The sequence below is a fragment of the Oricola nitratireducens genome (genome assembly GCF_014904745.1).
In the GTDB taxonomy this organism is placed as follows: Bacteria; Pseudomonadota; Alphaproteobacteria; order Rhizobiales; family Rhizobiaceae; genus Oricola; species Oricola nitratireducens.
Genome location: NZ_JACZCS010000014.1, coordinates 197,774 through 223,929 on the forward strand (window position 1 = coordinate 197,774; position 26,156 = coordinate 223,929).

Below are 26,156 nucleotides of genomic sequence, written 5' to 3' on the forward strand. Positions count from 1 at the left end.
TGTCGGGAGGGAAAGCGGCAAAGATTTAGCGTTATGGTTAACGCGCGGTTCACATAACAACCGCTTGAAACGGCGCGGCTTTTTCAGGGCCCGTAAACTTTTAGCAAAAATCGCCTAAAATCCCGCCTCTGCCGCTTCGGATGCGCCAAGAGATCATCGGATAGTGCTGGCATCGGGATTGGTGTCAGCAGACAGGTTTGGCGGAGAACCATGCGTTTTCTCTTGAAACTCTTCATTCTCGGATTCATCGGCCTGACGGTGTTGCCTGCCTTTGCGCCGGAGGAATACCAACAGGCCGCGGCCGGAACGGCCGACGGTCCGCAAGCGCCGTCGGCGTTTGAACTGACGTCCGTCGTCGGGCGCGCCGCCGCCGACGTCCGCGGCATCTGCGACCGCCAGCCGGGCGTCTGCGAAACCGGCAAGGACCTGATTTCCTACGCCGGCACCAGGGCGCGCGAAGGCCTCGTCATCGCCTATGCGATGTTCCGCCACGGCCATCCCTCCATGGCCGGCGAAAAGCCGGAAAACGCCGTCGGCGATACGGCTGCGCAGTAAGCGCCTGAAATCCGCCGGGCTTGCCGGGCGGCACTCCTCCGACTAAGTAGCCTGTCAGGACACGCGGCCTGTCGCCGCGTGCGCAAACGTGTCAATTTCGCAGGCTCATGGACATGGTTCCGGCAATCGAAACGATCATCGACGATTTCGCCTTCCTCGACGATTGGGAAGACAAGTACCGCTACGTGATCGAGCTTGGCCGCAGCCTGTCCGATCTCCCCGAGGCCGAAAAGACCGCCGCCAACAAGGTGCATGGCTGCGTCAGCCAGGTTTGGCTCGTGACCGAGGTCGAGGACGGCGCCGATCCTGTGGTGACCTTCCGCGGCGATTCCGACGCCCATATCGTGCGCGGCCTCGTGGCGATCATGATCTCGGCCATGTCGGGACGCAAGGCGTCGGAGATCCAGGCGCTTGACGCCGCCGCGCTGATGAAGTCGCTCGGCCTGGAAGACAATCTCACGCCGCAGCGTTCGAACGGTTTGCGCGCCATGGTGGCGCGCATGAAGGACGATGCGCGCGCCGCCGCCGAAGCGGCCTGATCCCCTTCCGCTGCTCACAATGACGGCCGGAACCCGTCCGCGCCCCAATGCAGAATCCGGCGCGCATGCCGCGTGCCCGGCTGCGGCGGATGGTAATGGCGGTCGAGCATCGCCAACCCCGTCTTGAGCATCAGCTTTGCCGACCGGCGCGGCCAGCCGCGCTCGCGCTCCACCTGTTCCAGTCCCTTGAGGAAACAGCACATGTCGAGGAGCGCGCCGCCGAGCTCCGGTCCCACCGCCTCGATGGCGCGGTGAACGCGCTCGCGCGCGGCAAGCGCGCCGTCGGTCAGGTCCGCGCCACCGTTCCGGCCGCCCTTGCCGGATTTCGCCATGCGCGAGAAATCCCAGGACGCGGTCACGCGCGGCTGCAGCATCGCCCGCTCGAAATCGGCCCGCAGCCTTTCGCCTGCCGACGCTTCGACCCTGTCGAGCCAGGGCCGGCCTTTGCCGTCCTTCAACCGGGCCAGAGATGAAAGCGGCGACTCGTCGTCGTTGACGACGACGCGTTCCCGCCGGCCATCCACGCATATGTCGCTACCGCGCAGATGCCTGTGCTGCGCCGCAAAGCCGCCGCCCTCGGACCGGCGCAGGGCCGCCCGCCCCTCGCCTGTGATATCGACCCGCATTGCCTCGTCCCGCGGCGCGACGTCGATCCAGCCCCTGCGCCGCAGATGCTCGCAATCGGTGCGCGCGAACCGAACGGAACGCTCGCCGGGAAACTCCAGCAGCCACGTCGCCGGATCGCCGGTTTCGCGCAGCGCCGCCGGCCGCTTCGCGAGCAGCCGCAGATAGCGCAGCAACCGCTTGTCGCGTTTGGCGTCATCCATCCGGGCGCACCGCCTGGCGTTCCAGTGAAAAGGCGATCGTGACCAGCTTTTCCATCCGCCCGACGATCAGGTCGAAATCCTCGTCGTCGCGAAGATCCTCGATGGTATGGCAGGCGTGAACCACCGTGCTTTTGTCGCGTCCGAAGCCCGCGCCGACGGCCGTCATCTTCATGCCGAGCGTCACATTGGCGATATACATGCCGATCTGGCGGACGCGCGAGACAGGCAATGCGGTGCGGTTTGGAGACCGCAGCTGGCGGCTGCTGACATTGAAGAAGATCGCAAGCAGGTCGATCAGGCCGTCACACACGGCGATCGCGTTTTCGCCGTCGAAACGCCCGCGAGCAAAGGGCGGCCCCGCTTCAACGAAATCGCCGGGCCGTGCGAAACCTGTATCGGGTGCGCCGGGGTCGAGCCCGAACAGCGTTTCTGCCTGATTGTCTTGCGGCATACCGTGTCATCTCCTCATAAAGGAATATATTCCTATATCAGAGAGACAGCGGTTGCATAAGTTTTCCCGCCACGATTGCGAAAAAACACCGACAGCACGCCGGCGTGGCGATTATCCGGGCGCTCTGCCCGCCGGGTTTATCCAACCGGGCCGAACCGCGGTTACGGTCACGTCTTCCGGATTATCAAGGGAGACCGCTTGCGTGACATTCGCCGGGACACACAATCTCGGGCCCAGGGAGCGCGAAAACCGCGCCGCTCACGGGCCCGGTTCGATCCTGCCGATCCTGTATGCGAGGCCGGAACAAATGGCGGCGATGCCGACCGGCGAGCTGCGGATCTGGGCGGATCGCATCACCGCCGCGATCCGGCGCGAACGCGCGAAAAGCGTGATGCGCCACTGGTCCTACGATCTCAACCGCCATATCGCGCTGAAACAAGCGCGCGACCGCATCGCCGGCGAGCTGGAACGGCGCGCGACGCGCCGCCCGCAAACGCGAAAGCCGCGGACACCGCCGCGGCTTTGCAATCCGGAAAGACCGGAAACGCCTTAGCGCTTGGATCCGCGCTTGCGTCCCAGTCCCATTTCGCGCGCCAGCTTCGAGCGCTGGGCGGCGTAGGCCGGAGCAACCATCGGATAGTCGGCCGCAAGGCCCCACTTCTCGCGATACTCTTCCGGCGTCATGTTGTAGTGGCTCATCAGGTGACGCTTGAGCGACTTGAACTTCTGGCCGTCTTCCAGGCAAATGATGTAGTCGTCCGTGACCGAACGCTTCGGATTCACGGCGGGGCGCGGCTTTTCCTGGACCTCTTCAACAGCGCCGGTAAGCGTCTTACCGAGCGCCGAGTGTATTTCGGAGATCAGCCCGGGCAAGTCTCCGGCCGGAACAGGATTGTTGCTGACATAGGCAGACACGACATCTGCGGTCAGTTCAGCCAGAAGATCATTTTGCCCCGAGGTCTCTGTCATTTTTTATAATCCTTGCGTTTTTTAGAGCGTTGCGCGAGATGCCCTCGCGTGCAAATCCGGTTACACTTCCTATACCGTTTGTGACACGTATCACAACAAATTGGAATGCCATAGTAAAAAACCCCCGTGAATAAGCAACCCCCGGTTGCAAATCCCGTTGTTTTTTATATGTATAAACGTATAGGATGTATTACGTCAAGGTCAACGCGATGATTTTGATTCGCGCATTTCATCAAGTACTGAAGTTTTCACAAGTCCATACCCAACCACATAGGCAGCTTTGGCAAGCAAATGAGCGGAAATTGGGGCAGTGAGAAGAAAAAAGACAATCGCCGCCAGCGCGCGCGTGACCGTCGCGGTATCGCCCGCATGAACTGCGAGTGCAAGCAAAACGAGACCTGATCCAAGTGTTCCCGCTTTAGATGCAGCATGCATGCGTGAATATATATCGGGAAAACGCCACAATCCGACCGCGGCGACAAACGCAAAAAAAGCGCCCGAAAGTATTAGCAAACCTGCCAGTATATTTATGACCGTTTCCACGTCGTTACCCCTTTTTCGGCGGCGTTGCGGCGCCGGGCTCGCGGGCGACCGGAGCCGCCGATGCGCCGCGCATCGTTGACGGCACCGCGCCTTCGTCGCGCACGTCCGACGCCTCGCCTCTCACAAGTCTCGGCTTGTCGTCTTCGGTCTCCTCGATTCGTCCGCGGGTCAGCACGAAGCGCGCGAAGGCCACCGTTGCGAGGAAGCCGACCAGCCCGAGCGCAATCGCGATGTCGAGATACAGCGTGTAGCCGGTCTTGATGCCGATGACCGCGATGAAGCCGATCGCGACGGCGACAAGCATGTCGAGCGCCAGGATCCGGTCCGGCAGTGTCGGGCCATGGATCACCTTGAACACCGTCAGCAGGAAGGTGAGCGACAGCATGGCGAGCGCGATCTGGATCGCGATGCCCAGGAATTCGGCCGAGGCCATCACCGGAACGCCTCCATGATCTTTCGTTCGAAACCGTCGGCGATGTCTTCGCGCGTCTGGTCGGGATCGGAACAGTCGAGCGCGTGGACATAGAGGAACCGCCGGTCATCGGAGACGTCGACGGACAGGGTGCCCGGCGTCAGGGTGATCAGATTGGCGAGCAGCGTGATCTCGAAATCGCGGTCGACCCGCAGCGGAAAGGCGAATATCCCCGGCTTCAGCTTCATGTCCGGCGTCAGGACGAGGATCGCGACGCGAATGGCCGACAGCACGAGTTCGTAGACGAACAGCGCCATCAGGGCGAGCACCCGGCGGCCGCGGGAGAAGTATCCCATCGAGCCGACCTGCTCGCGAATCAGGGAGAGCGCCAGCGCGCCGAGCGCGAAGCCGAAGACGAGATTGACCAGGCTGAAGGAGCCGGTCACCGCGGCCCAGGCAAGGGCCATCAGGACATTGACGAGATAGAGGTTCATTGCTGCGATTGCACCTCCGTTTGCTGCGGCCCTTGCGGCGGGAACACGGTGTCGACATATCCCGCCGGCGCAAGCAGTTCGCTGGCTATGCGGTCGCTGACCTGGATCAGCGGTTCGGGATAGAGACCGGCGGCGACTGTCAGCGCGGTCAGCGCGACGAGGGACGCGGTGACGAAACCGCTTGTCCCGGCCGGGGCCTCGCTCCCCTCCCCGTCATCGGCCTGGCGCTCGCGCCAGAAGGAAAACGCGAAGGTCCGGCCGACGGCGATCGTGGTCAGCAATCCCGTCAACAGGATGGAGAAAGCCAGCCACCATGCGCCGACATCGAGCGACGCCTTGACGAGATAGACCTTCGCCCACAGGCCGGAAAAGGGCGGCAGGCCCGAGACCGACAGCAACAGCACCAGCGCGATGCCGGCCAGCCATGGCGCCTGGCTGTAGAGTCCGCCCGCCGTCGCCAGCGAAAAGCCGTTCATGCGCCGGCCGACGATCCCGGCGAGGAAATACAGCGCGGTCATCACCACCATCGAATGCACCGCGTAGAACACGGCGCCGGTCAATCCGGTTTCGCTGCCGAGCGCGAGGCCGGCCAGCATCATCCCGATGCCGGAGATCACCAGATAGCCGAGCATACGGCGGATGTCGTTCTGGGCAAGCGCCCCCATCGCGCCGAGCACCATCGTTGCGCCCGCGATGATCGCGATCGTGCCGGCCAGCATGTCGCGCTCGACAGGAAACAGCATCAGGAAGACGCGCAGCAGGGCGTAGACCCCGACCTTGGTCAAAAGGCCGGCGAACAGCGCCGACACGACGATCCTTGGCGTATGGTACGACGCGGGCAGCCAAAAATTGACCGGAAACGCCGCCGCCTTCATGCCGAAGGCGAACAGGAACAACACGGCGATCGTGAACAGCGGCCCGGTCTCGCGCATTTTGGCTGCCTTGCGCGAGATGTCGGCCATGTTGAGCGTGCCGAACGTGCCGTACAGATAGGCGACCGCGAGCAGGAACAGCGTCGTCGCGATCAGGTTCAGGAAGGCGTATTTCGTCGCGCCGTCGAGCTGTTCGCGCTCCGATCCGAGGATCAACAGCCCGAAGGACGAGATCAGCAGGACCTCGAACCAGACATAGAGATTGAAGATGTCGCCGGTCAGGAAGGCCGCCGTCACGCCGGCCATCATCAGCAGCAGGAACGGATAGAAGCCGTAGCGCCGGCCGGTGCGCCCGACATCGCGCAGCGCGTAGACGCCGCCGGCCAGGCCGACGATGCCGGCGGTCAGCGCGAAGGTCGCGCCGAGCATGTCGGCGGCAAAGGTAATGCCGAAGGGCGGCAGCCAGCGGCCCATGGTCATGACCACGGTGCCGTTTTGCCAGACATGCCAGAACAGGCCGAGATCGGCGGCGAGCATCAGTACCAGGCCGGCGATCGCGATATAGGGCTGGCGGTCGGTGTTCTTGCGCGACATCAGGCAGATCGCGCCGAACAGGAAGCCGATCACCAGCGGCGCGACAACGAGATAGTCGGCGGCGGCCGGCGCCTTCAGTACCAGCGCCTGGGCAAGATCAACGTGATAGTCGGTTTTTCCGGCCATTGGGGTCCAGTCGTTCAATCAGTAGCCGAGCGGCGGCGCGGGTTCGTCGCGCGGCTCGGCCTCGCGCATTTCGTCGGTGTCGTCGGTGCCGATCTCCTGATAGCTGCGGAACACCAGCACCAGAAGGAAGGCGAAGAAGGAAAACGAGATCACGATCGCGGTCAGAACCAGCGCCTGCGGCAGCGGATTGGCGATTACGCCTTCCGGCACCGCGGCATGGTCCGGGATGATCGGCGGGGCTTCCCGCGTGATGCGTCCATTGGTGAAGATCGTCAGGTTGACCGCGTTTCCGAGGATCGCGACGCCAAGCAGGATGCGAATGATGTGCCGCGACAGCATCAGGTAGATCGATGTCGCGAAGAACAGGCCGGTCAGGATCGTGATCGCCGTTTCCATCAGTCGCGCTCCCTTTCCTCGAGCGCCAGCGCGGTCGAGGTGATCGCGCCGAACACGACGAAATAGACGCCGATGTCGAACAGCATCGGCGTCGACAGCGCCAGGTCGACGCCGAAGATCGACGGATAGATCCACAATCCGGTCAGGAACGGCACGCCGGAGAAGAACGACAGGATGCCGGCGATGGCGGCGAGGAACAGCCCGAAGCCGGACAACGCCATCGGGTGGAAGCGGATCGCGCGGCGCACCGGCGAGACGCCGAAGGCGATGCCGTAGATCGCCAGAGCGGAAGCCGCGATCAGGCCGCCGATGAAGCCGCCGCCGGGCTCGTTGTGGCCGCGCAGCAGCACGAAGATCGAAAACAGGATCATCAGGCTCGCGAGATAGGGGGCGACTGTTCTGAAAATCAGCGTGCGCATGGGTCTAGTTCGCCTCCCTGACTTCGGCGTGGATCGCCTCCGCCGTCCTGGCGGCTTCGGGCGGCGGCGCCGGCGGTTCCGTCAGCGCCGAGCGCGAGCGCTTCGGCAGCACGCGGATCAGCGCCAGAATGGCGAGGCCGGAGACCATGACGACGGCGATCTCGCCGAATGTGTCGATGCCGCGGAAGTCGACCAGGATCACGTTGACGATATTGCGCCCATGCGCGACCTGCAGCGAATAGGTGTTGAAGAACTCGGTCAGCGACATATCCAGATCGACTTCGAGCACGCGCAACAGCAGCAGCGTGAAGGCGCCGCCGGCCGCAAGCGCGATCGCCCCGTCGAACACGCGCTGGACCGGCGCGCGGTGGTCCTGCGGCGACAGGCGCAGCCGGGTCATCGCGAGCGCGAGGATGACGACCGACAGCGTTTCGACCATGAACTGGGTGAAGGACAGATCGGGCGCGCCCATCAGCATGAACAGGACCGCGACGGCGAAACCCTGGACGCCGAGCGAGACGATCGCCGTCAGCCGGTCCTTGGCCATGATCACCGCGAACAGGCCGATCGCCGCGATCAGGATGACCGCCCATTCGTAGAAGAAGAGATGCGGGAAGGCCGGCATGGAGGGCCACTCGCCGGCAATGCCCATCGGCACAAGGATCGCCAGAACCATCAGCACGAAGGTCACCGTGATATAGGCTTCCAGCCGTCCGTTCTGGATAAACCGCGTCACCGCGCCCGACAGGCGCACAATGCCTGCGATAACCTGGTCGAATCCGCGATCCGGGCCCCAGCCGAAGCCGGTCAGGAGGCTCGCCATCGCCGTGCGCACCGGCGCGATAGCGACATAGGAGGCGATACCCAGCGCGATCGTCGCCAGCGACAGATAGAGCGGCAGGCCGACATGCGGGACGACCGTGATCGTCACTTCCGCGGCATGGCCGGTAACGGCGCTCGCCATCGGGCTGGAGAACCAGTCGTGGAACGCACCGGAGAACAGCGCAGACACCAGCCCGCCGAGCGCCAGGACGGCAGGCCCCGCCACCAGCAGCACCGGCCCCTCGTGAACGTCTTTCGGCGCGACCACCTTGCGTCCGAGGAAGGGCTTGAGCGCCACGGCGAAGCCGATCGCGAACATCAGTCCGTTGCCGACGATGGCGACGATGGTGAAGACCACCGACCAGGTGTCGCCAAAGGCGAGGCCGGCATAGATCTCCTCCTTGGCGAGGAAGCCGAAGAAGGGCGGCAGGCCGCCCATGGAGAAGGCCGCGAGCAAGGCGGCCGCGAAAGTGATTGGCATGGCGCGGCGCAGCCCGCTCACCTTGGAAATGTCGCGCGTGCCGGACTCGTGGTCGACATTGCCGGCCACCATGAACAGGCCGCCCTTGAACATGGAATGCGAGATCAGATAGAGGACCGCGCCCTCGATCGCCTTCTCGGTGCCGAAACCGGTCAGCATCACCAGCAGGCCGAGCGACGCCATCGTCGTGTAGGCCAGCATCAGCTTGAGGTCCGTCTGGCGCATGGCGAGCAAGGTGCCGGCGATCAGCGTCGCGCCGCCGAAGACCGGGAGCACCGTTTCCCAGGCGACCGTGTCGCCCATCACGGGGTTCAGCCGCATCAGCAGATAGACGCCGGCCTTCACCATGGTCGCCGAATGCAGATAGGCGGAGACCGGCGTTGGCGCTTCCATGGCGTTGGGCAGCCAGAAATGGAACGGGAACTGCGCCGATTTGGTGAACGCGCCGCCGAGGACGAGGACGAAGGCGGCAATGAAGAACGGGCTGTCGCGCAAAAGATCGCCCGACGACAGCAGCAGCGACAATTCGGAGAGGCCGGTGATGTTTCGGATCAGGAGCAGGCCGGCAAGCAGCGACAATCCGCCGAGACCGGTGACGACCAGCGCCTGGAGCGCGGCGCGGCGCGAGCGTTCGGCGGCATGATTGAAGCCGATCAGCAGGAACGAGGTGATCGAGGTCAGTTCCCAGAAGACGAACAGCATCAGGAAGGAATCGGACAGCACCAGCCCCTGCATCGACCCCATGAACATCAGGATGAAGGAGAAGAAGCGTCCCTGATGCCGGTGGCCCTTCAGGTAGCCGCCCGAATACAGCACGATCAGCGTTCCGATCCCGGTGATCAGCAGCGCGAAGGTCAGCGACAGGCCGTCGACCAGCCAGGAGAAATTGACGTTGAAGGACGGGATCCACGGATAGCCGCCGGTGAACCGCTCGCCCTGGGAGACGCCCTCGACATATCCGAGATAGTGAACGAACAGCCCGGCCGGCGCGAGCGCCAGGATCCATGCCGCATTGTGCTTGAAAACGCGCGTCAGGGCCGGCGCGAACAGCGCGGCGATGAAAGGCACGAAGAGTGCGTAGAACGTCATGTCAGGTCACGCACCCAAAAATCAGATGGCCGGTAACACGCGCGGCGGGAAAGTCATGGATTTCATGGTGATCCGACCTAGGTCGGTTGTGCGAAAAGAACAAGGGGAATGCGTGAAATCCGGCCCTTATCAAGGGATTATTCGTTGCCGGCAAGGGATGGAGACCCGCGGTTCCCGTTACACGCGAGCGCTTGCCGCATCACACCTGCAGGCCTATTTGAGAACGCGACGAGGTGACCCATGACAGATTCGACCGCGCTGAAAGTCCAGAAATCCGAAGCGGAGTGGCGCGAGCAGCTCACGCCGGAGCAATTCCGCGTCGCGCGCAAGCACGGCACCGAACGCGCCTTTACCGGTCCGAACTGGGACACCAAGGCGAAGGGCCTGTACAGCTGCGTATGCTGCGGCCGGCCGCTGTTCCGCTCCGAGAGCAAGTTCGATTCCGGCACCGGCTGGCCGAGCTTCTACGAGCCGGTCGAACCGGGCGCCGTCAGCGAGCACCGGGACCGGTCCTTCTTCATGGTGCGCACCGAAATCCGCTGCGCGGATTGCGACGCCCATCTCGGCCATGTCTTTGAGGACGGGCCGCAGCCGACCGGCCTGCGCTACTGCATGAACGGCGTCGCGATGGATTTCACCCCGGACAGCTGACGATGTTCCCCATCAAACCAGATGCGCTGATTTTCGATGTCTTCGGCACCTGCGTCGATTGGCGCGGCGGCGTGGCGCGGGAAGTCGAAACGGCGGCGACGGCGCTCGACATGGCGATCGACGGCGCGGCGTTCGCCTACTCCTGGCGGGCGAAATACCAGCCGGCGATGCAGTCCATCCGGTCGGGAAAACGCGATTATGTCGATCTCGACATCCTGCACCGCGAAAACCTCGATGCGACGCTCGGCGAATTCGGCATCGCCGACAGATTCGACGAGACGGCCCGTGCCGACCTCAACCACGCATGGGAGAAGCTTCCACCCTGGCCCGACACGGTGCCCGGCCTGACCCGCCTGAAGCGCAAATTCATCGTCGCGCCCTGCTCCAACGGCTCGATCGCCCTGACGACCAGGCTGTCGAAATACGGGGAACTGCCTTGGGACTGCATTCTCGGCGCCGGGGTCGCGCGGGCCTACAAGCCTGATCCCGCCGCCTATCTGCGCTCCTGCGAGGCGCTTCGGTTGCCGCCTTCGCGGGTCATGATGGTCGCCGCACACAATGATGACCTGGCCGCTGCACGAAAAGCCGGACTCATGACCTGCTTCTTCCCCCGCCCGACGGAGTACGGTCCCGGCCAGACGACCGACATCTCTTCCGAAAGCGACTGGGAAATCGTCGCAACCGACATTGAAGATGTTGCGGCCAAGTTACTCATCTAGAATCGAATTCCGCTCCCCGCCCCAAACACAATAGGCCAAAAAACATGACATCCCGTCCGTTCGACACGACCGTGCCCGCTCCCGCCGCCGAAAAACGCCCGGTTACCGACACCCGTCACGGCATCACGCGCAGCGACGACTATGCCTGGCTGCGCGCGGACAACTGGCAGGAGGTTTTCAAGGACACGTCCATCCTCGACGCCGATATCCGCGCCTACCTGGAGGCCGAGAACGCCTATCAGGACGCGCTGATGGCCGACACCAAGGATCTGCAGAAAGTGCTCTTCGAGGAGATGAAGGGCCGCATCAAGGAGGACGATTCCACCGTCCCGGCCCCGGACGGGCCGTGGGCCTATGGCTCGTCCTTCAAGAAGGGCGGCCAGCAGCCGCGCTTCGAGCGCATGCCGCGCGGCAGGACCGCCGAGGAAGACAAGACCATCATTCTCGACGGCGACAAGGAGGCGGACGGCAAGGCCTATTTCCGCATCGCGTCCGCCGATCATTCGCCAGACCATTCGAAGATGCTGTGGGGCTATGACGACAAGGGCTCGGAATTCTTCCGGCTGCGGGTGCGCGATCTCGACACGCTCGCCGATCTCGGCGACGACATCGCCGACAGCAATGGCGGCGGCGTCTGGGATGCGGCGGCGCAAGGCTTCTTCTATTCGAAGCTCGACGCCAATCACCGGCCGTCGAAACTGTTCTACCACAGGCTCGGCACGGCACAGGGCGACGACACGCTGGTCTACGAGGAGCCGGATGCCGGCTTCTTCATGGGCGCCGGCGGCAGCCGCCTGAACGATTTCATCTACGTCTCGTCCTACGATCACGAGACCAGCGAAGTCCGGCTGATCCGCGCCGGCGATCCGTTCGGCGAACCGGTCATGGTCGCGCCGCGCGAGACCGGCGTCGAATACGAGATGGAGTCGGGCGGCGACGTCTTCTTCATCCTGACCAACGCCGACGGTGCCAAGGATTTCAAGATCATGACGGCGCCGGTTGATGCGCCGCAGAAGGAAAACTGGAGCGAGCTCGTCGCCCACAAGCCGGGCCGCCTGATCCTCGCCCACCAGGCCTATAAAAACTTCCTGGTCTGGCTGGAACGCGAGAACGGCCTGCCGCGCATCGTGGTGCGCGACCGCAAGACCGGCGAGGAACACGCCATCGCCTTCGACGAGGAAGCCTATTCGCTCGGCCTTTCCGGCTCGTATGAATACGACACCGACATCATCCGCTTCACCTATTCCTCGATGACGACGCCGGCGCAGGTCTACGACTACGACATGGCGACCCGCGAGCGCACGCTTTTGAAGACGCAGGAAGTGCCGTCGGGCCACGATCCGGACGACTACGTCACGCGGCGCATCCTGGTGCCGTCGCATGACGGCGCCGAGGTGCCGGTCACCCTGCTCTACCGCAAGGACACCAAGCTCGACGGCACCGCGCCCTGCCTGCTCTACGGCTACGGTTCCTACGGCATCGCCATTCCCGCCTCGTTCAACACCAACTGCCTGTCGCTCGCCGACCGCGGCTTCGTCTACGCCATCGCGCATATCCGCGGCGGCAAGGACAAGGGCTTTACCTGGTACGAGGACGGCAAGCGCGCGGTCAAGCAGAACACCTTCAGGGATTTCGTCGCCGTGGCGCGCCATCTGGCGGCCGAGAAATACACGTCGTCCGACCGCATCGTCGCGCAGGGCGGATCGGCCGGCGGCATGCTGATGGGCGCGGTCGCCAACATGGCGCCGGACGCCTTCGGCGGCATCATCGCCGAGGTCGCCTTCGTCGACGTGCTCAATACCATGCTCGACGACACGCTGCCGCTGACCCCGCCGGAATGGCCGGAATGGGGCAATCCGATCGCCTCGAAGGAGGACTACGAGACGATCGCCGCCTATTCGCCCTATGACAATGTCTCGGAAAAGCCCTACCCGCCGGTCCTCGCGGTCGCCGGGCTGACCGATCCGCGCGTCACCTACTGGGAGCCGGCCAAGTGGATCGCCAAGCTGCGCGCCATCAATCCCGACGCCGGGCCGTTCCTGCTGCAGACGCACATGGAGTCCGGCCATGGCGGCGCGTCGGGCCGGTTCTCGCGGCTGGAAGAGATCGCCTTGTCCTATGCCTTCGCGCTGAAGGTCACGGGCAAGGCGTGAGGAGACGCGCTCACCGCATTGTGAGGGCGCGCGTAGCGCGTTTCGACACAATCGGCTTGCATGGTGACATGCCAAGGGAGGTTAGCCAGTGAAGCTTTCCATGACTGCCGGAACCACCGCATTTCGAGCGGCGCTCGCCGCCGCATTCGCGCTGTCCGTCACGGCGCTGCCGGTCACGCAGGCGTCGGCGCGCACGCTGACCAGCATCAAGGCCGGCGAGCGCTGCTCCTGGCCCTACGCTCCGGCCGGCGTCTATGTCGGGCATTTCCTCGGCTACGAGGAGTCGAAATTCGTGTCCGACGATTCGATCCGCCAGTTCACGACGCAGCGCTGCTTCCGCAGCGCGAAAGACTGCGACAACTGGCTCTACACGATGCAGTCGGCCTACCCGATCGCCGGCTCGCAGGGCCGCTGCCGCTACAAGGGCTGAGCCGGCGGCGATCCGCCCTGGCGCCGGTCATCCGGCATCGTCCTCTCCCCCGGCGGCGTCGCGCGCCGCAAGGTGCCGGCCGATGAGGTCGTCGAGCGTCTTCTGCGCCTCGGCGATCGCGGCCGGCGTCAGCATGATCGGTTCCGCGACTTCGGCGGCGATCTGGCCGCAGGTCGGGCAGATGGCGCCCGGCTTCGGCGCGGCGGGTCTGCGCCCGGCCGCGACGAGCGGCGCCTGGCGCCGGCGCGTTACCGCCTTTGCCTCCGCCCTGCCCTTTTCCAGCGCCGCCTTCGATTTCGGCGCGCGGCGCAGGAAGGTGCCGACGGTGTTGACATGCACGCAAAGCTTCATGGCGATGCCCCAGTTGGGAAGGCCCTCCCTGCCGAAGGCGTAGAACTTTTCCGCCATCTCGTCGGTGTCCTGGAGTATCGCGCGCGAGGCCGGTTCGGGTTTCTCGCCCATCGGGTTCGCCCTCCTTTGTCGGGTAAGATCCGGGCAAGAAAAAAGGCCGCGATGCGAAGCACCCGGCCGGTTTGCCCAATTCTGCGATGATGCCCGAAGCCTACGCGAGGAGCGTCACGGCGTCAAGGAATTATTTCCTAACATTGTACTTCGCGCACCCAAGAGCATACGCTGCGGGAACGGAAGATGACGCCGCGAAATGAATTGCTGCTACAAAATCTTTCGTGTCCGAGGGAGTTGATGCGTTTTCATCTGATTTACAGTGGGCAACTACCGTCATCCGGCAACAAATCGAAGCCCGACGACGCGCGAAAGATTCGCGACGCATTGCATTGTCAGATGGAAGAACTTTGGAAGGTACATCGCGTTCTTCATCGCCTTCGTCAAACGGCAATAGTCTATCGTGAAGGCGATAGCCGTATGTTTACCAACGACTCACCTTTCGGGGTTGAGCGTGACGTCGATCAATATCCTGCTAGAGAAGATGAGGTCGATCTGACCACGCCTATTGATATCGACGGGCAAGAATTTGTGCCGCTTATTCGAAAATCGCTAGATCTGAATTGCTCGTTGAGCATCAGTTTTCTAAGGCAGGAGGATCCTGGCGAACTAGTCTTGCAAGGCGGCGATCTGGATGGCCGCATAAAGACGCTGCTTGACGCGCTGACCATGCCAAAACCAGAGAATGCTGTTCGCTTTCCGCAATCTCAGAAGAGGACGTATTGCCTAATGGAGAGCGACTCTCTCGTTTATAATTTCGAAGTCGACACAGGCAGGTTACTCTTTCCAGAGAGGACGCATCCTCATGAGGTTCATTTATTGATCGAGGTTTCAGTCAACATTCTACGGGTAGGCAGCTGGAATATGCCACTTTTGGGAAGTTAATCTGCCTTTTTCGGTTTCAGCAAAACGCCCAAAGCTTCAGAAAAACGCTCCCCTGACTCGTCGGCCTCAAGCTCCCGAGCGGTTTCCTCGAACCGCTCGGATTGCTCTTTCTGACTAAGCTTACTGGCCTTTTTTCCACTTGGCTTTTGGCTTGTATTTTGATGGTCGCCAGATGCCATATGGCTTCTCGCCTTGCCGCCCATCTTTCCGATGCGCACGACACCGCCGCCGCAAGAGAGCCGGACGAACCCGCTCCGTTCACACGTCGGCCATCTCGGAATTCTGTGCGGCGTTGTTGGCAAGCGCCTCGTTGACGTCGCGGATCGCATCGTCGAGCAGCGTTTCCATGCGCCGGCGGGCAAGGTCGGGATCGCGGTCGCGGATCGCTTCCAGCACGTCGCCATGCTGCCGGAGGCGCTCGTCCTTGATGGTGGCGACGGCCGCGCCGCGCCAGCTGAGCCGGGTTCTTCTGCCCCGCCGGGTCGACGGGTCCCGGGTCCCGATCAGCCTTCCAGCGTGAAGCCGATCTTCACCGTCACCTGCCAGTGGGCGATCTGGCCGTCCTCAATATGGCCGCGCGTCTCCGTCACCTCGAACCAGTGCATGTGGCGGACGGTTTTCGCCGCGACGGCGATCGCGTTTGCGACAGCGTCCTCGATGCCGGTGGCCGAGGATCCGGTCAGCTCGATCGACTTGTAGACGTGGTTGCTCATGGTCTCCTCCCGTTGGTTCGTCCTGCATGCCGTCCGCCGCGAAGCCGTCCGCGACGCCGGGCGCGCATCCGGCCTGCCATGCATGCTCAGGCAGGCGCGCTGCTGATCAGCCACATCGCGCCCGGCAGGCGCACGCTCGCGCCATCCGCATGGGGCGCCAGTTCCTCGCGCAGGGACGCGACGGCGGCCGAGACAACCTCCGCCGGCTGGTTGCGCAGCCAGCTGTTCACGGCGCCGATCTGGGTCGATTGCACCACGGCTTCCTCCAGCCCGCGGCCGGCGGCGATGTCGAGATCCATATCGAGCTTCTCGAAGCGCGGCGGCGCCCAGCCGGCCGCCGTGAAAACCTCGGCGACGTGGTCCGGATCGGCGAAGGCGAACATTCCGGGGGCGTTGGGAACCGGTTCCGGCCGCGGCGGCAGGTGCCGCGCGACGGCTGTCATCGGCACCTCCATCCACGGGTTTTCGGCCAGCGCGCGCCAGCACACGAGGGCCATGCGCGCCTCCGGAGCCGCGCCGCGGCGCATATTGGCGAATGCCGCCACCCTGTCGCCGAAGAACGTCACGCCGAATGCCGAGGTCAGCAGATCATATTGGTCCAGCGCCGCCACAGCGGGATCGTCGTGGCGCCAATCGACATTGGCGATGCCGGCGGCGGTCGCGCGCCGCTCACCCTCGGCCAGCATCGGCCCCGAGATATCGAACCCCGCGACGCGGCCGGAGGGACCGACGGCGCGCGCAAGCTCCAGCGTGGGCGCGCCGCAGCCGCAACCGATATCGACCACCCGTTCGCCGGCACGCGGCGCGGCAAAGGCGAGCAAGGCGTCCGTCACCGCCGTGAGCGTGATGTCGGTGTGCTCCTGTCGAGCTACCCAGGTCTGGCCGCCATTCCCGTTCCAGAAGGCCAGCATGTCGGCATTGATCTCTTCGAGGGCGGCCATGCAAGTCCTCCTCTTGCCGGGCGATCATGCATGCTGCGCCGTCGCAGGGCCGATTGCAAGCCGCGGCCCGGTCGGACGCGGCCGTCCAACCGCCGTTGTTCGATGTTCGCTTATCGCCGTACGCCGCCGGCAATCCCGTCACTGTCCCGTAGCATCCACCGCCGGAACGGCCTTCAGATAGGCGGCGATGGCGTCGCGGTCTTCCGCCGTCAGCTTCGCCATGTTCTCCTGCACCTCGACCATCGAGCCGCCGACGCTGTCGAATGCCGGCGTGAAGCCGCTTTCCAGATAATAGGCGATGTCGGCCTGCGACCAGTCGCCGATGCCGCCCTTGCCGCCGGTGATATTCGGCACGCGGCCCTCGCCGTCAGGGTTCGGCGCGCCGGAGAGCCATTTCGCCTGGATCAGGCCGCCGGCGACATCGCGCGGCGTGTGGCACTCGCCGCAATGGCCGGGCCCCTCGACCAGATACTGGCCGCGCAGCAATTGCGGATCGTCGGTCTGGAGATCGATCACCGGCGCGGGGTCGAGATAGAGCAGCTTCCACAGGCCGAGGCCGCGCCTGACGGTGAACGGGAAGCCGAGCCGGTGACCGGGCGCCCTGCCCTCGACGGCCGGCAGCGTCTTCAGGAAGGCCCACAGATCGGCGACGTCGCGCGGTTTCATGCGCGTATAGGACGTGTAGGGAAAGGCCGGGTAGAGATGTGCGCCGGCCGGCGACACGCCGCGCAGCATCGCGTTGGCGAAATCGCCGCGCGACCAGGCGCCGATGCCGTCATTGCGATCGGGGGAGATGTTCGGCGCGACGAAATCGCCGAAACCGCTTTTCAGCACATGGCCGCCGCCGAGCTTCAGCCTGTCGTCGCCCTCGGCCTTGTCGGCGGCATGGCAGGAGGCGCAGCCGCCGGCCCAGAACATGGTCTCGCCGCGCGCCGCGTCGCCCTCGGGAAGCGCGGCCAGCGTCGCCTCCGGCAGGGTGCGCGGCATCGTCAGGACATAGAATGCAAGCCCGCCCGCGATCGCGGCCAGAACGGCAATCGTGGCGAGCTTGCGGAGCATGGGATTACTGGCGGACCTGGTAGCCTTCGTGGCAGCTCTTGCAGGTGCCGAAAATCGGGCCGACCGCCGCCTTGAAGGCGTCGAGATCGGCCGGGCCGTCCTTGCCGGAGGCCTGCATGGCCGCCGCAACCGCGGTCTGGAACTTGGCGAGCTCGGCGTCGAAGCCGGCGCGGTCTTCCCAGATCTTCGGCGAGGCATGGGTGTCGGCGCCCATGTCCGAACCTTCGGGGAAATAATCGCCGAAGGTGTGGGCCGTCGCGTTGAACGATGCGATCGCCGCCTTGGCGACGGCGGGGCTGTAGGCGATCTCGCCCTTCATCATGCCGGCGGACGCACCGGCGGCGGCGCCGTTGGCCTGCATCAGGGACTTGCGGGCAGCGATCGGATCGTCGGCCGCGTAAGCGGCGGCGGCGGTCGCGGCGAGAAGGGAGATTACGAGAAACGTCTTCTTCACTAGGATCCTCCTGGGGTTGGTACGCTCTGGTTGGACCCGAAGATTGCGACAATTATTCCCGCTCAGGTGGTCACGGTTTCGTGAATTCGCAATGTCCGGCTGCGACACAGTGTCAACGGAAACGAAACGCGGCCCCGCACAGGATGCGGAGCCGCGCCGATACAGTCTGCGGTGACGGCGCTTGTCAGGCCGTCGCGGCCTCGTACATTTCCAGGACGTAGTCCCAGTTGATCAGGCTGTCGACGAAGGCCTCGAGATATTTCGGGCGCGCGTTGCGGTAGTCGATATAGTAGGAATGTTCCCACACATCGACGCCGAGGATCGGCGCCACGCCGTGGATCAGCGGGTTCTCGCCGTTCGGCGTCTTCATGATCTCCAGCTTGCCGTCCTTGACGGCGATCCAGGCCCAGCCGGAGCCGAACTGGGTCGCGCCGGCATTGATGAAGTCGGCGCGGAACTGGTCGTAGCCGCCGAGATCAGAGTCGATCGCCGAGGCGATCTTGCCCGGCAGAGACCGGCCGCCGCCGCCCTTTTTCATCCATTTCCAGAAATGGATGTGGTTGTAGTGCTGGCCCGCATTGTTGAAGAGCCCCGGGTTCTTGCCGTGCGACTGCTTGACGATCTCCTCGAGCGAAAGCCCGTCCATCCCGGCCTCGGCGGCGAGCTTGTTGCCGTTGTCGACATAGGCCTTGTGGTGCTTGTCGTGGTGATACTCCAAAGTCTCCTTCGACATGAAGGGCGTAAGTGCTTCGTAATCATAGGGAAGTTCGGGAAGCGTAAAGGCCATTGGGGGTCTCCTTTTCAAAATAATTCGTATCGAAACCGGCGCGCCCGGAGGATCGACCGCGCTGCCAAGCAGACACATAGAATTCCAGCGGCCTTACGGCAACAAACGAAGCAGGTTTTTTCTGCCCGTTCAGGAATGCGCCCAGTCCCAGTAGAGTTCGCGCGCCTTGGCCGCGATTGGTCCGGGTTGGAGTTCGCGATCCTCAATCCTGACAATGGGTACGACCTTGGAATGGTTCCCGGTCGAGAAAATTTCGTCGGCATCCATGAAGTCATCGACCGTCAGCGCCTTCTCGACCGTCTTGAAGCCGTATTGCAGCAGCAGATCGATCGTGCGCGAGCGCGTGATCCCGGAGAGGAATGTGCCGTTCGGGGCCGGCGTGAAGACCTGTGAATCCTTGACGATAAACACATTCGACGCGCCTGTTTCCGCGACATTACCGAGCATGTCGCGCACCAGGCAATTATCGAAGCCGCGGCTCTTGGCCTCGAGAATGGCGCGGCCGTTGTTGGGATAGAGGCAGCCTGCCTTGGCATTGGTCGGCATGGTCTCGATGGTCGGCCGGCGGAAAGGCGACACGGTCACCGAAAAGCCCTTCGGCGGCAGCATTGGCGCCTCGTGCAGGCACAGGCAGAATCGCGTCGATTCAGGATCGGCCGGAACCGACATGTAGCCGCCATGCTCGGCCCAGTACATCGGGCGGATATAGACGGCGGTCTTGCCGTCGAATTTCTTCAACCCGTCCCAGGTCAGTCCGACAATCTCGTCCGCGCTCATGGTTGGTTTGAGGCCGAGCGCGACCGCAGATGCGTTCACGCGAGCAGCGTGGCGGTCGAGATCGGGAGCAACGCCCTCGAACCAGCGAGCGCCGTCGAACACCGAGGAACCCAGCCACATCGCATGTGTGCGCGGCCCGATGATCGGCACGTTACCCTCGTACCAGTCGCCATCGACATAGGTCCACGTCGCCGTTTGGGCAGAAATATCGACCGCCATTTCCGTCTCCTCGATTGTCGTTCGCGGCAACGCAAAACGGATTTATGCCGCGCAGTCAATCGCCGCGAGATGTTGCTACCGCACCGCCGCCTATTGACGGTCAACCACGCTTTGCCCAATGTCTGCGCAATCGGAACGGAAAAATGTCCTTCAAAGCCTATGTATTCGACGCCTACGGCACCCTGTTCGACGTTCATGCGGCCGTGCGCAAGCACGCCGAGTCGCTCGGTCCGGCCGGCAGACAGCTCTCCGAAATCTGGCGCGCCAAGCAGCTCGAATATTCCTGGATCCGCACGCTCATGGGATCCTACACCGATTTCTGGCGGTTGACCGAGGAAGCGCTCGATTACGCGCTCGCTGTCGTGCCCGGCATCGACCCCTCGTTTCGCGATCCGCTGCTGGAAGCCTACTGGACGCTCGACTGCTATCCGGAAGTGCCCGACATGCTGGCGCGGCTGCGCGAGAGCGGCGCGTCGACGGCGATCCTTTCGAACGGTTCGACCGACATGCTCGACGCCGCCGTGCAGTCGGCTGAACTGTCGGGCCTGTTCGACGCCGTCCTGTCGGTCGACGCGATCAAGATGTTCAAGACCGCGCCGCAGGTCTACCAGATGGTGACGGACACCTTCGATCTTCAGCCCAGCGAAATATCGTTCCAGTCGTCCAACCGTTGGGATATTGCCGGCGCGCACAAATTCGGGTTCGAAACCGTCTGGATCAATCGTGCCGGCCTGCCCGACGAATACCTGAATTACGGGCCCGGGCGCGTCATCGCCGACCTGACGGCCCTTTAAAGCTCCAACCTGCCAAGTGTTGCTGCGCTGCAACGGTTACGCCGGTTTCGACACAACCGGCGCCATACGGTCCCTTTGCCGCCGAATTTCTCTCAAATCTTCTCGCAAAAACGGCTAATGGCCCTATTCCTTGTTTCGAGCAGTCGCTCGACGGCAAACGCACCGACATTGCGATGGATTTACTATGAAAGACCTTTCGCGCCGCAATTTCCTTGCCACTTCAGCGGCCCTGACCGCCGGTTTCGCCGTCAGCGCCTGCACCACGGCCGACGGCTCTTCCGGCAGAGCCGGCCTCACTTTCGGCAACCCGCTGCCGGAGTTTCCGCCCTATGCGACGATGTATGCCGCCGTCAGCGACAGCGGCTACAACATCCCCGCCGTGCCTTACACCAAGGTTCCCGAGCGGTTCCTGCGCCAGATCGTGCGCGATCCGACCGGCGAGCCGAAGGGCACCCTCGTCGTCGATACGGGCTCGCATTTCCTTTATCTGGTCCTCGGCAACGGATACGCGATCCGTTATGGTGTTGGCCTTGGCCGCGCTGGCTTCGAATGGTCCGGCCGCGCCGAAATCGGCGCCAAGCGTGAATGGCCGAAATGGTTTCCGCCGGATGAAATGGTCGACCGCGAACCGAAGCTGGAAAAATACCGCGTCAGTTACGACAAGCAGAACGACGTCTACAATGGCGGCATGGAGCCGGGCATTACCAATCCGCTTGGCGCGCGGGCGCTCTATCTCTACCAGGACGGCAAGGACACGCTCTACCGCCTGCACGGATCGCCGGAATGGAACTCGATCGGCAAGTCGGTATCGTCCGGCTGCGTACGGCTGATGAACCAGGACATTCTCGATCTCTACGACCGCGTCCCCATGAAAACGCCGGTTCTGGTCCGCTAACCGGATTTCACTCGATCAACCATCAGAAAACGCCGGCGACATGCCGGCGTTTTCGTCAGCGCAGGCTTTTCTTCAAACTGCCAAGGATGCCACGGACCAGCGCGCGGCCGAGCGAGGACGATACCGAGCGGGCGAGCGATTTCATCGCCGCTTCGCCGACGCTTTGCCGGTTCGATCTACGGCGGGTCGTCGTCTTGCGGCTGCGCGATGAAGATGATTTTTTCCGCCGGTCGTCATCGTCGTCATCGCCGAAATCAGGAAGCGTCCAGCGCGAACCGCCATCGTCGCGACGCTGCTCTTCCTCCTCCTGGCGATGTTTTTCGGCTGCGGCCTGTTCGGCCTTCTTGTTCAGCATCTCGTAGGCGGATTCGCGGTCGATCGTCTCGTCGTACAGGCCGGCGACAGGGCTCAGCTTCATCACCTCGGCGCGTTCATTGTCCTCGATCGGGCCCAGACGTGAGGACGGCGGACGGATCAACGTGCGCTGGACGATGCCGGGAATGCCCTTGTTCTCGAGCGTCGAAACCAAGGCCTCCCCGACGCCGAGTTGGGTGATCGCCTCGAAGCAGTCGAACTCCGGATTAGGCCGGAACGTTTCGGCGGCGACCTTCACCGCTTTCTGCTCGCGCGGCGTATAGGCGCGCAGCGCGTGCTGCACCCGGTTACCAAGCTGCGACAATACAGTTTCCGGAACGTCGAGCGGGTTCTGCGTCACGAAGAAGACGCCGACACCCTTGGAGCGGATCAGCCGGACAACCTGCTCGACGCGCTCGATCAGGATCGATGGCGCCTCGTCGAACAGCAAATGCGCTTCATCGAAGAAGAAGACCAGCTTCGGCTTTTCAGGATCGCCGACTTCCGGCAGTTCCTCGAACAACTCCGACAACAACCACAACAGGAAGGTGGCGTAGAGGTGCGGATTCATCATCAGCTTGTCGGCGGCGAGCACATTGATCGCGCCGAGGCCGTCGCGGGTGGTGCGCATCAGGTCTGAAATGTGCAGCGCCGGCTCGCCGAAGAAATGCTCTGCGCCGTCGCGCTCCAGCACCAGAAGCGAACGCTGGATCGCGCCCAGCGAGGCGGTGGCGACATTGCCATAACGTACCGAGATTTCCTTCGCGTTCTCGCCGAGATAATTGAGCAGGGAGCGCAGATCCTTCAGGTCGAGCAGCAACAGCCCTTCGTCGTCGGCGATCTCGAAGGCGATGTTGAGAACGCCTTCCTGCGCATCGGTGAGGTTCATCAGCCGCGAAAGCAGCAGCGGGCCCATTTCGGAGATCGTCGCGCGGATCGGATGACCTTTCTCGCCGAACAGGTCCCAGAATATGACCGGAAATTCCTGGAACTCATACGGATCGAGCTTGATCGTCTCGGCGCGCTTCAGGAGGAAATCCTTCGGCTCCCCTTTCGCCGCTATCCCGGAGAGATCACCCTTCACGTCGGCGCAGAACACCGGAACGCCGGCATTGGAGAAGCTCTCGGCGAGGATCTGAAGCGACACGGTCTTGCCCGTGCCGGTTGCGCCGGTGATCAGGCCGTGACGGTTGGCGTAGCGAAGCGCCATAAATTCCTGCTGCTGGAAACTGTCATCCGGCTTGCGGCTGGCGCCAAGGAATAGTTTGTCGGTCACGTCCCACATGGTCGCCTCTTCGTCCTGCGTCGGTTCCTTCGCGTATAGTCGCCGGTGACGCTATCGGCAATGCCATGAAAAAAGCTCCGCTTTTCTCAGAAAACGGCTTTACGGCCCCAACCTTTGTGCATATTACGTAAACGTCAAAATTCGGAGGACGAAATGGACGAACTCATCTCCCGCATTACCGATGCCGTCGGTATCGATGCCGATACCGCGCAAAAGGCTGTCGGCATGATCCTTGGCTTCCTCCAGAAGGAAGGCCCGGCTGACCAGATCAAGCAGATGATGGAAGCGATGCCCGGCGTTCAGGGCCTGATCGACAATGCGCCCGAAGCCGGCGGCGGCATGTTCGGCGGCGGCGTCATGGGACTGGGTTCGGCCCTGATGGGACTTGGCCTCGGCATGGGCGAAATCTCCGGCGTCGCCAAGCAGACCGTTGGGTTCGCCAAGGAAAAAGCGGGCGACGGCCCGGTCGACGAGGTGATCGCCGCCATTCCGGGTCTCGGCCAGTTCGTCTGATCTGCCCTCTTCTTCGTTTCAGAGCCCGGCCGGTACGACCGTCTGGGCTTTTTTGTTGGTCGGCACGCGGATTGCTGCAAAAGGTTGCGCAAGGAGCAAATTCATGAACCGTCGCCGGTTTCTGTCCCTTTTTGGCACAGTTGCATTGTTTTCCGCAGTCCCGTTCAGTTCGTCGGCGCAGACAATGCCTATTTCGGGCGCGCAATTGCGCGGGAGGAAGAGCGCAACGGACTACGATGTCGTGCCTGATGTCGCGGTGGATCAGTCCGCGCTGTTCCAGGCGATGGTCGATGCCGCGGCGGCCAATGGAGAAGCGATCTTTCTACCGGGCGGGATGTATGTGCTGTCCGGCATACACCTCCCCTCCGGCCTTCGCCTCGAGGGCATCCCCGGCCGCACTCAGCTTGTCCACGCGGGAACGGGTGCCCTTTTTCGGGCCAATGACGGCGAGTCCGTCACGCTGCGCGGATTGGTGATCGACGGACTCGATCGCGCGGCTGACGAGAACGAGGGGCTGATCGATCTCCGCAATGTCGCGGGCCTGGACATTTCGACCTGCACGCTGCGCGGCGCCGGCGCGAACGCCGTCTACCTCGAAGGCTGTTCGGGCCGTCTTCAGGGAAATTCGATCTCGGATGCGCGCCTGTTCGCCGTCTTCTCAATTGACGGCGCCGGGCTTTCGATTTCCGGAAACAATATACGCGATTGCCGCAACGGCGGCGTCATCATTCACCGGAGCGCTCCCGGCCACGACGGCGCCATCGTCACCGGCAACCGGATTTCGGATACCGGCGCGGACAATGGCGGCACCGGGCAATGGGGCAACGCGATCAACTTTTTCCGTACCGACGACGTGGTCGCCGCCAACAATGTGATCTCGAGCAGCGCGTTTTCCGCGATCCGCGGCAACAACGTGCGCGGCATGCAGGTGACCGGCAATATCTGCCGCGACAGCGGCGAGACGGCGATCTATGCGGAATTCGCGTTCGAGGACGCCATCATCGCCAACAACATGATCGACGGCGCGGCAAACGGCATATCAGCCACCAATCTCGACCATGGTGGCCACGGCGCGACGATCACCGGCAACATCATTCGCAACCTGCGCACGACTGGCCCCTATGATCCGGACTTCCCGGGCTTTGGCACCGGTATCGGCGTCGAGGCGGACGCCACGGTGACCGGTAATGTCATCGACGGCGCGCCTCTCTACGGCATCAACGCCGGCTGGGGGCCTTATCTGCGCGATGTCGTCGTCTCGGCGAACACGATCCGAGGCGCACGCTTCGGTATCGGCGTCTCGGCCGCCGACGGCGCGGGCCATGCGCTGATCCGGGGTAACCTGATCTCGGCACGCGAAACCGGCATCCAGGCGCATGAATGGGGCAAGCCGGCCGCGCCCGACCTTCTCGCCGAGCCGGAAAGCGCTCCGTCCAATGTCATGCTATCCGGCAATATCGCGACGTCAGGCTGAGACGGGCCGGATTTCACCGACCTCAATGCCGTTCCAGTTCTTCAGGATCTTGCGCGCCAGCGGCTGCAGTCGCTCGCCCAGCGCTTCGTCATGGCCGAGCAGGCGCATCAACACCGAGGCGAGCATGATCTCGGCTGCGGGGCCGGAGCCGTCGTCGCATTTCAGTGCGACACCCAATCCGGCCGACGGAAGCGCCGCAACGTAAACGCCGTCCGCGCCGGTCTTGGCGTAGATCGCGCCCTCGCCCGCTTCCATGACACGGGTGCAGAAGCGGTCCGTTCCCGCTGTGAACCAGGGATTGGCGATACAGGCCTCCATCAGCCGCCTTGCCGCTTTGGCCCGTTCCGGACCGAGGCCATGACCTGTCGCCACCTTGGCGAAGCCGTGCGCGAGCGCACGCAGCGGAAAGGCATAGGCGGGGATCGAACAGCCGTCGATCGCGCCATCCCCTTCGCCGATCCGGTATCCGGTCATGTCTTCCTGCGCGGCCATTACCTGCCGCTGAATTTCATGGCCCGATTTCACGTAGTCTGCCGGTTCTATGCCCTGGTGACACGCCGCGCACAGGAAGCCGGAATGCTTGCCGGAACAATTGTTGTGAAGCTGATTCGGCACATGCCCTTTGCGCACGAAGTCGATCAGCTGGGACTGGCTGAACATCGGCCAATGCGCGCCGCATTCGAGAACCGGTTCGCCAAGGCCCGCCTTCGCGAGCATGTCGGCAGCCGCCGCGACATGGCCGTCCTCGGCCGAGTGGGACGAACATGCAAGCGCCAGCTGTTCATCGCTCAGGTCATAGCGGTCGGCCGCGCCGCTTTCGACGAGCGGCAGCGCCTGAAACAGCTTCGCCGCGGACCTCGGATAGATCGGACGGTCAACGTCGCCGGTCGACCAGACGAGCCTGCCGTCACCGTCCGATACGGCGATTGCGCCGCGATGGCGCAGGTCGGTGACGCCGCCACGCACGGATTCGACAAGGACAGGATTGATCACGTGCGCTCC

Annotated in this window: 33 protein-coding genes; 12 read left to right on the forward strand and 21 right to left on the reverse strand. The window is 63.4% G+C overall.

The window, feature by feature from the left end:
- Positions 1 to 210 precede the first annotated feature (210 nt).
- The gene (locus IG169_RS09435) at positions 211 to 555 is read left to right on the forward strand and encodes a DUF5330 domain-containing protein (protein WP_193175940.1); all 345 of its coding nucleotides are present in this window, start codon (positions 211 to 213) and stop codon (positions 553 to 555) included.
- Positions 556 to 668: 113 nt separating this feature from the next.
- Positions 669 to 1,094 carry a SufE family protein gene (locus tag IG169_RS09440; RefSeq protein WP_193175941.1) on the forward strand — a complete coding sequence of 142 codons (426 nt, stop codon included), beginning with the start codon at positions 669 to 671 and terminating at the stop codon, positions 1,092 to 1,094.
- Between the two features lie 14 nt (positions 1,095 to 1,108).
- Here the strand turns inward: IG169_RS09440 and IG169_RS09445 are convergent, their stop codons facing one another.
- Positions 1,109 to 1,921 carry a DUF6456 domain-containing protein gene (locus IG169_RS09445; protein ID WP_193175942.1) on the reverse strand — a complete coding sequence of 271 codons (813 nt, stop codon included), beginning with the start codon at positions 1,919 to 1,921 and terminating at the stop codon, positions 1,109 to 1,111.
- The gene (locus IG169_RS09450) at positions 1,914 to 2,372 is read right to left on the reverse strand and encodes a helix-turn-helix domain-containing protein (protein ID WP_193175943.1); all 459 of its coding nucleotides are present in this window, start codon (positions 2,370 to 2,372) and stop codon (positions 1,914 to 1,916) included. The genes IG169_RS09445 and IG169_RS09450 overlap by 8 nt, the downstream gene beginning before the upstream one ends.
- A 202-nt stretch (positions 2,373 to 2,574) precedes the next feature.
- Between IG169_RS09450 and IG169_RS09455 the strand changes: the two genes are divergently transcribed.
- Entirely contained in the window at positions 2,575 to 2,925 is a 351-nt protein-coding gene (locus IG169_RS09455) for a hypothetical protein (protein WP_193175944.1), read from the forward strand.
- Here IG169_RS09455 and IG169_RS09460 read toward each other — a convergent pair.
- The 8 genes from IG169_RS09460 to IG169_RS09495 form a co-directional block, all read right to left on the reverse strand.
- Positions 2,922 to 3,341, reverse strand: a complete 420-nt coding sequence (locus IG169_RS09460; protein WP_193175945.1) for a Ros/MucR family transcriptional regulator — start codon at positions 3,339 to 3,341, stop codon at positions 2,922 to 2,924. The two genes, IG169_RS09455 and IG169_RS09460, sit on opposite strands and share 4 nt — an antisense overlap.
- A gap of 201 nt (positions 3,342 to 3,542) precedes the next feature.
- Positions 3,543 to 3,884, reverse strand: coding sequence for a monovalent cation/H(+) antiporter subunit G (gene mnhG / locus IG169_RS09465; RefSeq protein WP_193175946.1), 342 nt, complete (start codon positions 3,882 to 3,884; stop codon positions 3,543 to 3,545).
- Positions 3,885 to 3,888: 4 nt separating this feature from the next.
- On the reverse strand, positions 3,889 to 4,317 hold the full coding sequence (locus tag IG169_RS09470; RefSeq protein WP_193175947.1) for a cation:proton antiporter: 429 nt from the start codon (positions 4,315 to 4,317) through the stop codon (positions 3,889 to 3,891).
- Positions 4,317 to 4,790: a Na+/H+ antiporter subunit E gene (locus tag IG169_RS09475; protein WP_193175948.1), complete on the reverse strand. Its 474-nt coding sequence runs from the start codon at positions 4,788 to 4,790 to the stop codon at positions 4,317 to 4,319. Before IG169_RS09475 ends, IG169_RS09470 begins: the two co-directional genes overlap by 1 nt.
- Positions 4,787 to 6,382 (reverse strand): Na+/H+ antiporter subunit D, encoded by a 1,596-nt coding sequence (locus IG169_RS09480; protein WP_193175950.1) that lies wholly within the window; start codon positions 6,380 to 6,382, stop codon positions 4,787 to 4,789. Before IG169_RS09480 ends, IG169_RS09475 begins: the two co-directional genes overlap by 4 nt.
- An 18-nt stretch (positions 6,383 to 6,400) precedes the next feature.
- Entirely contained in the window at positions 6,401 to 6,778 is a 378-nt protein-coding gene (locus IG169_RS09485) for a Na+/H+ antiporter subunit C (RefSeq protein ID WP_193175951.1), read from the reverse strand.
- Positions 6,778 to 7,197 (reverse strand): Na+/H+ antiporter subunit B, encoded by a 420-nt coding sequence (locus tag IG169_RS09490; protein ID WP_193175952.1) that lies wholly within the window; start codon positions 7,195 to 7,197, stop codon positions 6,778 to 6,780. The genes IG169_RS09485 and IG169_RS09490 overlap by 1 nt, the downstream gene beginning before the upstream one ends.
- 4 nt (positions 7,198 to 7,201) lie before the next feature.
- Positions 7,202 to 9,589 (reverse strand): putative monovalent cation/H+ antiporter subunit A, encoded by a 2,388-nt coding sequence (locus IG169_RS09495; RefSeq protein WP_193175953.1) that lies wholly within the window; start codon positions 9,587 to 9,589, stop codon positions 7,202 to 7,204.
- 240 nt (positions 9,590 to 9,829) lie between these two features.
- Here IG169_RS09495 and msrB point away from each other — a divergent pair, with 240 nt between their 5' ends.
- From msrB to IG169_RS09515, 4 genes are all read left to right on the forward strand, one after another.
- Positions 9,830 to 10,240, forward strand: coding sequence for a peptide-methionine (R)-S-oxide reductase MsrB (gene msrB / locus IG169_RS09500; RefSeq protein WP_193175954.1), 411 nt, complete (start codon positions 9,830 to 9,832; stop codon positions 10,238 to 10,240).
- Positions 10,241 to 10,242: 2 nt separating this feature from the next.
- Positions 10,243 to 10,959: a haloacid dehalogenase type II gene (locus IG169_RS09505; protein ID WP_193175955.1), complete on the forward strand. Its 717-nt coding sequence runs from the start codon at positions 10,243 to 10,245 to the stop codon at positions 10,957 to 10,959.
- Positions 10,960 to 11,003: 44 nt separating this feature from the next.
- Positions 11,004 to 13,112, forward strand: coding sequence for a S9 family peptidase (locus tag IG169_RS09510; protein ID WP_193175957.1), 2,109 nt, complete (start codon positions 11,004 to 11,006; stop codon positions 13,110 to 13,112).
- A 100-nt stretch (positions 13,113 to 13,212) separates the two neighbouring features.
- Positions 13,213 to 13,542 (forward strand): hypothetical protein, encoded by a 330-nt coding sequence (locus tag IG169_RS09515; protein WP_193175959.1) that lies wholly within the window; start codon positions 13,213 to 13,215, stop codon positions 13,540 to 13,542.
- A gap of 27 nt (positions 13,543 to 13,569) precedes the next feature.
- Here the strand turns inward: IG169_RS09515 and IG169_RS09520 are convergent, their stop codons facing one another.
- On the reverse strand, positions 13,570 to 14,004 hold the full coding sequence (locus tag IG169_RS09520) for a hypothetical protein (RefSeq protein ID WP_193175961.1): 435 nt from the start codon (positions 14,002 to 14,004) through the stop codon (positions 13,570 to 13,572).
- 186 nt (positions 14,005 to 14,190) lie between these two features.
- On the opposite strand from IG169_RS09520, the gene IG169_RS09525 reads away from it, so the two are divergent.
- A complete protein-coding gene (locus IG169_RS09525) occupies positions 14,191 to 14,889 on the forward strand; it encodes a hypothetical protein (protein WP_193175962.1) in 699 nt (232 codons plus the stop codon).
- On the opposite strand, the gene IG169_RS09530 is transcribed toward IG169_RS09525, so the two are convergent.
- The 8 genes from IG169_RS09530 to IG169_RS09565 form a co-directional block, all read right to left on the reverse strand.
- Positions 14,886 to 15,107: a hypothetical protein gene (locus tag IG169_RS09530; RefSeq protein WP_193175963.1), complete on the reverse strand. Its 222-nt coding sequence runs from the start codon at positions 15,105 to 15,107 to the stop codon at positions 14,886 to 14,888. The two genes, IG169_RS09525 and IG169_RS09530, sit on opposite strands and share 4 nt — an antisense overlap.
- A gap of 40 nt (positions 15,108 to 15,147) precedes the next feature.
- Positions 15,148 to 15,435: an FCD domain-containing protein gene (locus tag IG169_RS09535; RefSeq protein WP_193176106.1), complete on the reverse strand. Its 288-nt coding sequence runs from the start codon at positions 15,433 to 15,435 to the stop codon at positions 15,148 to 15,150.
- Complete coding sequence (locus IG169_RS09540) at positions 15,393 to 15,602, reverse strand: dodecin (protein ID WP_193175964.1); 210 nt, start codon at positions 15,600 to 15,602, stop codon at positions 15,393 to 15,395. The genes IG169_RS09535 and IG169_RS09540 overlap by 43 nt, the downstream gene beginning before the upstream one ends.
- Before the next feature lie 86 nt (positions 15,603 to 15,688).
- Positions 15,689 to 16,543 carry a class I SAM-dependent methyltransferase gene (locus IG169_RS09545; protein WP_193175965.1) on the reverse strand — a complete coding sequence of 285 codons (855 nt, stop codon included), beginning with the start codon at positions 16,541 to 16,543 and terminating at the stop codon, positions 15,689 to 15,691.
- Between the two features lie 138 nt (positions 16,544 to 16,681).
- The gene (locus IG169_RS09550; protein WP_193175966.1) at positions 16,682 to 17,602 is read right to left on the reverse strand and encodes a cytochrome c; all 921 of its coding nucleotides are present in this window, start codon (positions 17,600 to 17,602) and stop codon (positions 16,682 to 16,684) included.
- Between the two features lie 4 nt (positions 17,603 to 17,606).
- The gene (locus IG169_RS09555) at positions 17,607 to 18,056 is read right to left on the reverse strand and encodes a cytochrome c (protein ID WP_193175967.1); all 450 of its coding nucleotides are present in this window, start codon (positions 18,054 to 18,056) and stop codon (positions 17,607 to 17,609) included.
- Between the two features lie 184 nt (positions 18,057 to 18,240).
- Positions 18,241 to 18,843, reverse strand: a complete 603-nt coding sequence (locus IG169_RS09560) for a superoxide dismutase (protein ID WP_193175968.1) — start codon at positions 18,841 to 18,843, stop codon at positions 18,241 to 18,243.
- Positions 18,844 to 18,972: 129 nt separating this feature from the next.
- A complete protein-coding gene (locus tag IG169_RS09565; protein ID WP_193175969.1) occupies positions 18,973 to 19,839 on the reverse strand; it encodes a branched-chain amino acid aminotransferase in 867 nt (288 codons plus the stop codon).
- A 143-nt stretch (positions 19,840 to 19,982) separates the two neighbouring features.
- Here IG169_RS09565 and IG169_RS09570 point away from each other — a divergent pair, with 143 nt between their 5' ends.
- Both IG169_RS09570 and IG169_RS09575 read left to right on the forward strand, forming a co-directional pair.
- On the forward strand, positions 19,983 to 20,633 hold the full coding sequence (locus tag IG169_RS09570) for a haloacid dehalogenase type II (protein ID WP_193175970.1): 651 nt from the start codon (positions 19,983 to 19,985) through the stop codon (positions 20,631 to 20,633).
- 184 nt (positions 20,634 to 20,817) lie between these two features.
- Positions 20,818 to 21,528 carry a L,D-transpeptidase family protein gene (locus IG169_RS09575; protein ID WP_193175971.1) on the forward strand — a complete coding sequence of 237 codons (711 nt, stop codon included), beginning with the start codon at positions 20,818 to 20,820 and terminating at the stop codon, positions 21,526 to 21,528.
- A gap of 55 nt (positions 21,529 to 21,583) precedes the next feature.
- Here the strand turns inward: IG169_RS09575 and IG169_RS09580 are convergent, their stop codons facing one another.
- Positions 21,584 to 23,167: a helicase HerA-like C-terminal domain-containing protein gene (locus IG169_RS09580; RefSeq protein ID WP_193175972.1), complete on the reverse strand. Its 1,584-nt coding sequence runs from the start codon at positions 23,165 to 23,167 to the stop codon at positions 21,584 to 21,586.
- 153 nt (positions 23,168 to 23,320) lie between these two features.
- Here IG169_RS09580 and IG169_RS09585 point away from each other — a divergent pair, with 153 nt between their 5' ends.
- Together IG169_RS09585 and IG169_RS09590 are read left to right on the forward strand one after the other, a co-directional pair.
- Positions 23,321 to 23,680 carry a DUF2780 domain-containing protein gene (locus tag IG169_RS09585; RefSeq protein ID WP_193175973.1) on the forward strand — a complete coding sequence of 120 codons (360 nt, stop codon included), beginning with the start codon at positions 23,321 to 23,323 and terminating at the stop codon, positions 23,678 to 23,680.
- A 103-nt stretch (positions 23,681 to 23,783) separates the two neighbouring features.
- Positions 23,784 to 25,154, forward strand: coding sequence for a TIGR03808 family TAT-translocated repetitive protein (locus tag IG169_RS09590; RefSeq protein WP_193175974.1), 1,371 nt, complete (start codon positions 23,784 to 23,786; stop codon positions 25,152 to 25,154).
- Here IG169_RS09590 and IG169_RS09595 read toward each other — a convergent pair.
- Entirely contained in the window at positions 25,146 to 26,147 is a 1,002-nt protein-coding gene (locus IG169_RS09595; protein WP_193175975.1) for an asparaginase, read from the reverse strand. The genes IG169_RS09590 and IG169_RS09595 overlap by 9 nt on opposite strands.
- Positions 26,148 to 26,156 lie beyond the last annotated feature (9 nt).

What these genes read in the sequence shown, in the direction of transcription:
- IG169_RS09435 (WP_193175940.1), top strand. Translation starts at nt 211, where the DNA reads ATGCGTTTTCTCTTGAAACTCTTCATTCTCGGATTCATCGGCCTGACG.
- IG169_RS09440 (WP_193175941.1), top strand. Translation starts at nt 669, where the DNA reads ATGGTTCCGGCAATCGAAACGATCATCGACGATTTCGCCTTCCTCGAC.
- IG169_RS09445 (WP_193175942.1), bottom strand. Translation starts at nt 1,921, where the DNA reads ATGGATGACGCCAAACGCGACAAGCGGTTGCTGCGCTATCTGCGGCTG.
- IG169_RS09450 (WP_193175943.1), bottom strand. Translation starts at nt 2,372, where the DNA reads ATGCCGCAAGACAATCAGGCAGAAACGCTGTTCGGGCTCGACCCCGGC.
- IG169_RS09460 (WP_193175945.1), bottom strand. Translation starts at nt 3,341, where the DNA reads ATGACAGAGACCTCGGGGCAAAATGATCTTCTGGCTGAACTGACCGCA.
- IG169_RS09470 (WP_193175947.1), bottom strand. Translation starts at nt 4,317, where the DNA reads ATGGCCTCGGCCGAATTCCTGGGCATCGCGATCCAGATCGCGCTCGCC.
- IG169_RS09475 (WP_193175948.1), bottom strand. Translation starts at nt 4,790, where the DNA reads ATGAACCTCTATCTCGTCAATGTCCTGATGGCCCTTGCCTGGGCCGCG.
- IG169_RS09480 (WP_193175950.1), bottom strand. Translation starts at nt 6,382, where the DNA reads ATGGCCGGAAAAACCGACTATCACGTTGATCTTGCCCAGGCGCTGGTA.
- IG169_RS09485 (WP_193175951.1), bottom strand. Translation starts at nt 6,778, where the DNA reads ATGGAAACGGCGATCACGATCCTGACCGGCCTGTTCTTCGCGACATCG.
- IG169_RS09490 (WP_193175952.1), bottom strand. Translation starts at nt 7,197, where the DNA reads ATGCGCACGCTGATTTTCAGAACAGTCGCCCCCTATCTCGCGAGCCTG.
- IG169_RS09495 (WP_193175953.1), bottom strand. Translation starts at nt 9,589, where the DNA reads ATGACGTTCTACGCACTCTTCGTGCCTTTCATCGCCGCGCTGTTCGCG.
- msrB (WP_193175954.1), top strand. Translation starts at nt 9,830, where the DNA reads ATGACAGATTCGACCGCGCTGAAAGTCCAGAAATCCGAAGCGGAGTGG.
- IG169_RS09505 (WP_193175955.1), top strand. Translation starts at nt 10,243, where the DNA reads ATGTTCCCCATCAAACCAGATGCGCTGATTTTCGATGTCTTCGGCACC.
- IG169_RS09510 (WP_193175957.1), top strand. Translation starts at nt 11,004, where the DNA reads ATGACATCCCGTCCGTTCGACACGACCGTGCCCGCTCCCGCCGCCGAA.
- IG169_RS09515 (WP_193175959.1), top strand. Translation starts at nt 13,213, where the DNA reads ATGACTGCCGGAACCACCGCATTTCGAGCGGCGCTCGCCGCCGCATTC.
- IG169_RS09520 (WP_193175961.1), bottom strand. Translation starts at nt 14,004, where the DNA reads ATGGGCGAGAAACCCGAACCGGCCTCGCGCGCGATACTCCAGGACACC.
- IG169_RS09525 (WP_193175962.1), top strand. Translation starts at nt 14,191, where the DNA reads ATGACGCCGCGAAATGAATTGCTGCTACAAAATCTTTCGTGTCCGAGG.
- IG169_RS09540 (WP_193175964.1), bottom strand. Translation starts at nt 15,602, where the DNA reads ATGAGCAACCACGTCTACAAGTCGATCGAGCTGACCGGATCCTCGGCC.
- IG169_RS09545 (WP_193175965.1), bottom strand. Translation starts at nt 16,543, where the DNA reads ATGGCCGCCCTCGAAGAGATCAATGCCGACATGCTGGCCTTCTGGAAC.
- IG169_RS09550 (WP_193175966.1), bottom strand. Translation starts at nt 17,602, where the DNA reads ATGCTCCGCAAGCTCGCCACGATTGCCGTTCTGGCCGCGATCGCGGGC.
- IG169_RS09560 (WP_193175968.1), bottom strand. Translation starts at nt 18,843, where the DNA reads ATGGCCTTTACGCTTCCCGAACTTCCCTATGATTACGAAGCACTTACG.
- IG169_RS09565 (WP_193175969.1), bottom strand. Translation starts at nt 19,839, where the DNA reads ATGGCGGTCGATATTTCTGCCCAAACGGCGACGTGGACCTATGTCGAT.
- IG169_RS09570 (WP_193175970.1), top strand. Translation starts at nt 19,983, where the DNA reads ATGTCCTTCAAAGCCTATGTATTCGACGCCTACGGCACCCTGTTCGAC.
- IG169_RS09575 (WP_193175971.1), top strand. Translation starts at nt 20,818, where the DNA reads ATGAAAGACCTTTCGCGCCGCAATTTCCTTGCCACTTCAGCGGCCCTG.
- IG169_RS09580 (WP_193175972.1), bottom strand. Translation starts at nt 23,167, where the DNA reads ATGTGGGACGTGACCGACAAACTATTCCTTGGCGCCAGCCGCAAGCCG.
- IG169_RS09585 (WP_193175973.1), top strand. Translation starts at nt 23,321, where the DNA reads ATGGACGAACTCATCTCCCGCATTACCGATGCCGTCGGTATCGATGCC.
- IG169_RS09590 (WP_193175974.1), top strand. Translation starts at nt 23,784, where the DNA reads ATGAACCGTCGCCGGTTTCTGTCCCTTTTTGGCACAGTTGCATTGTTT.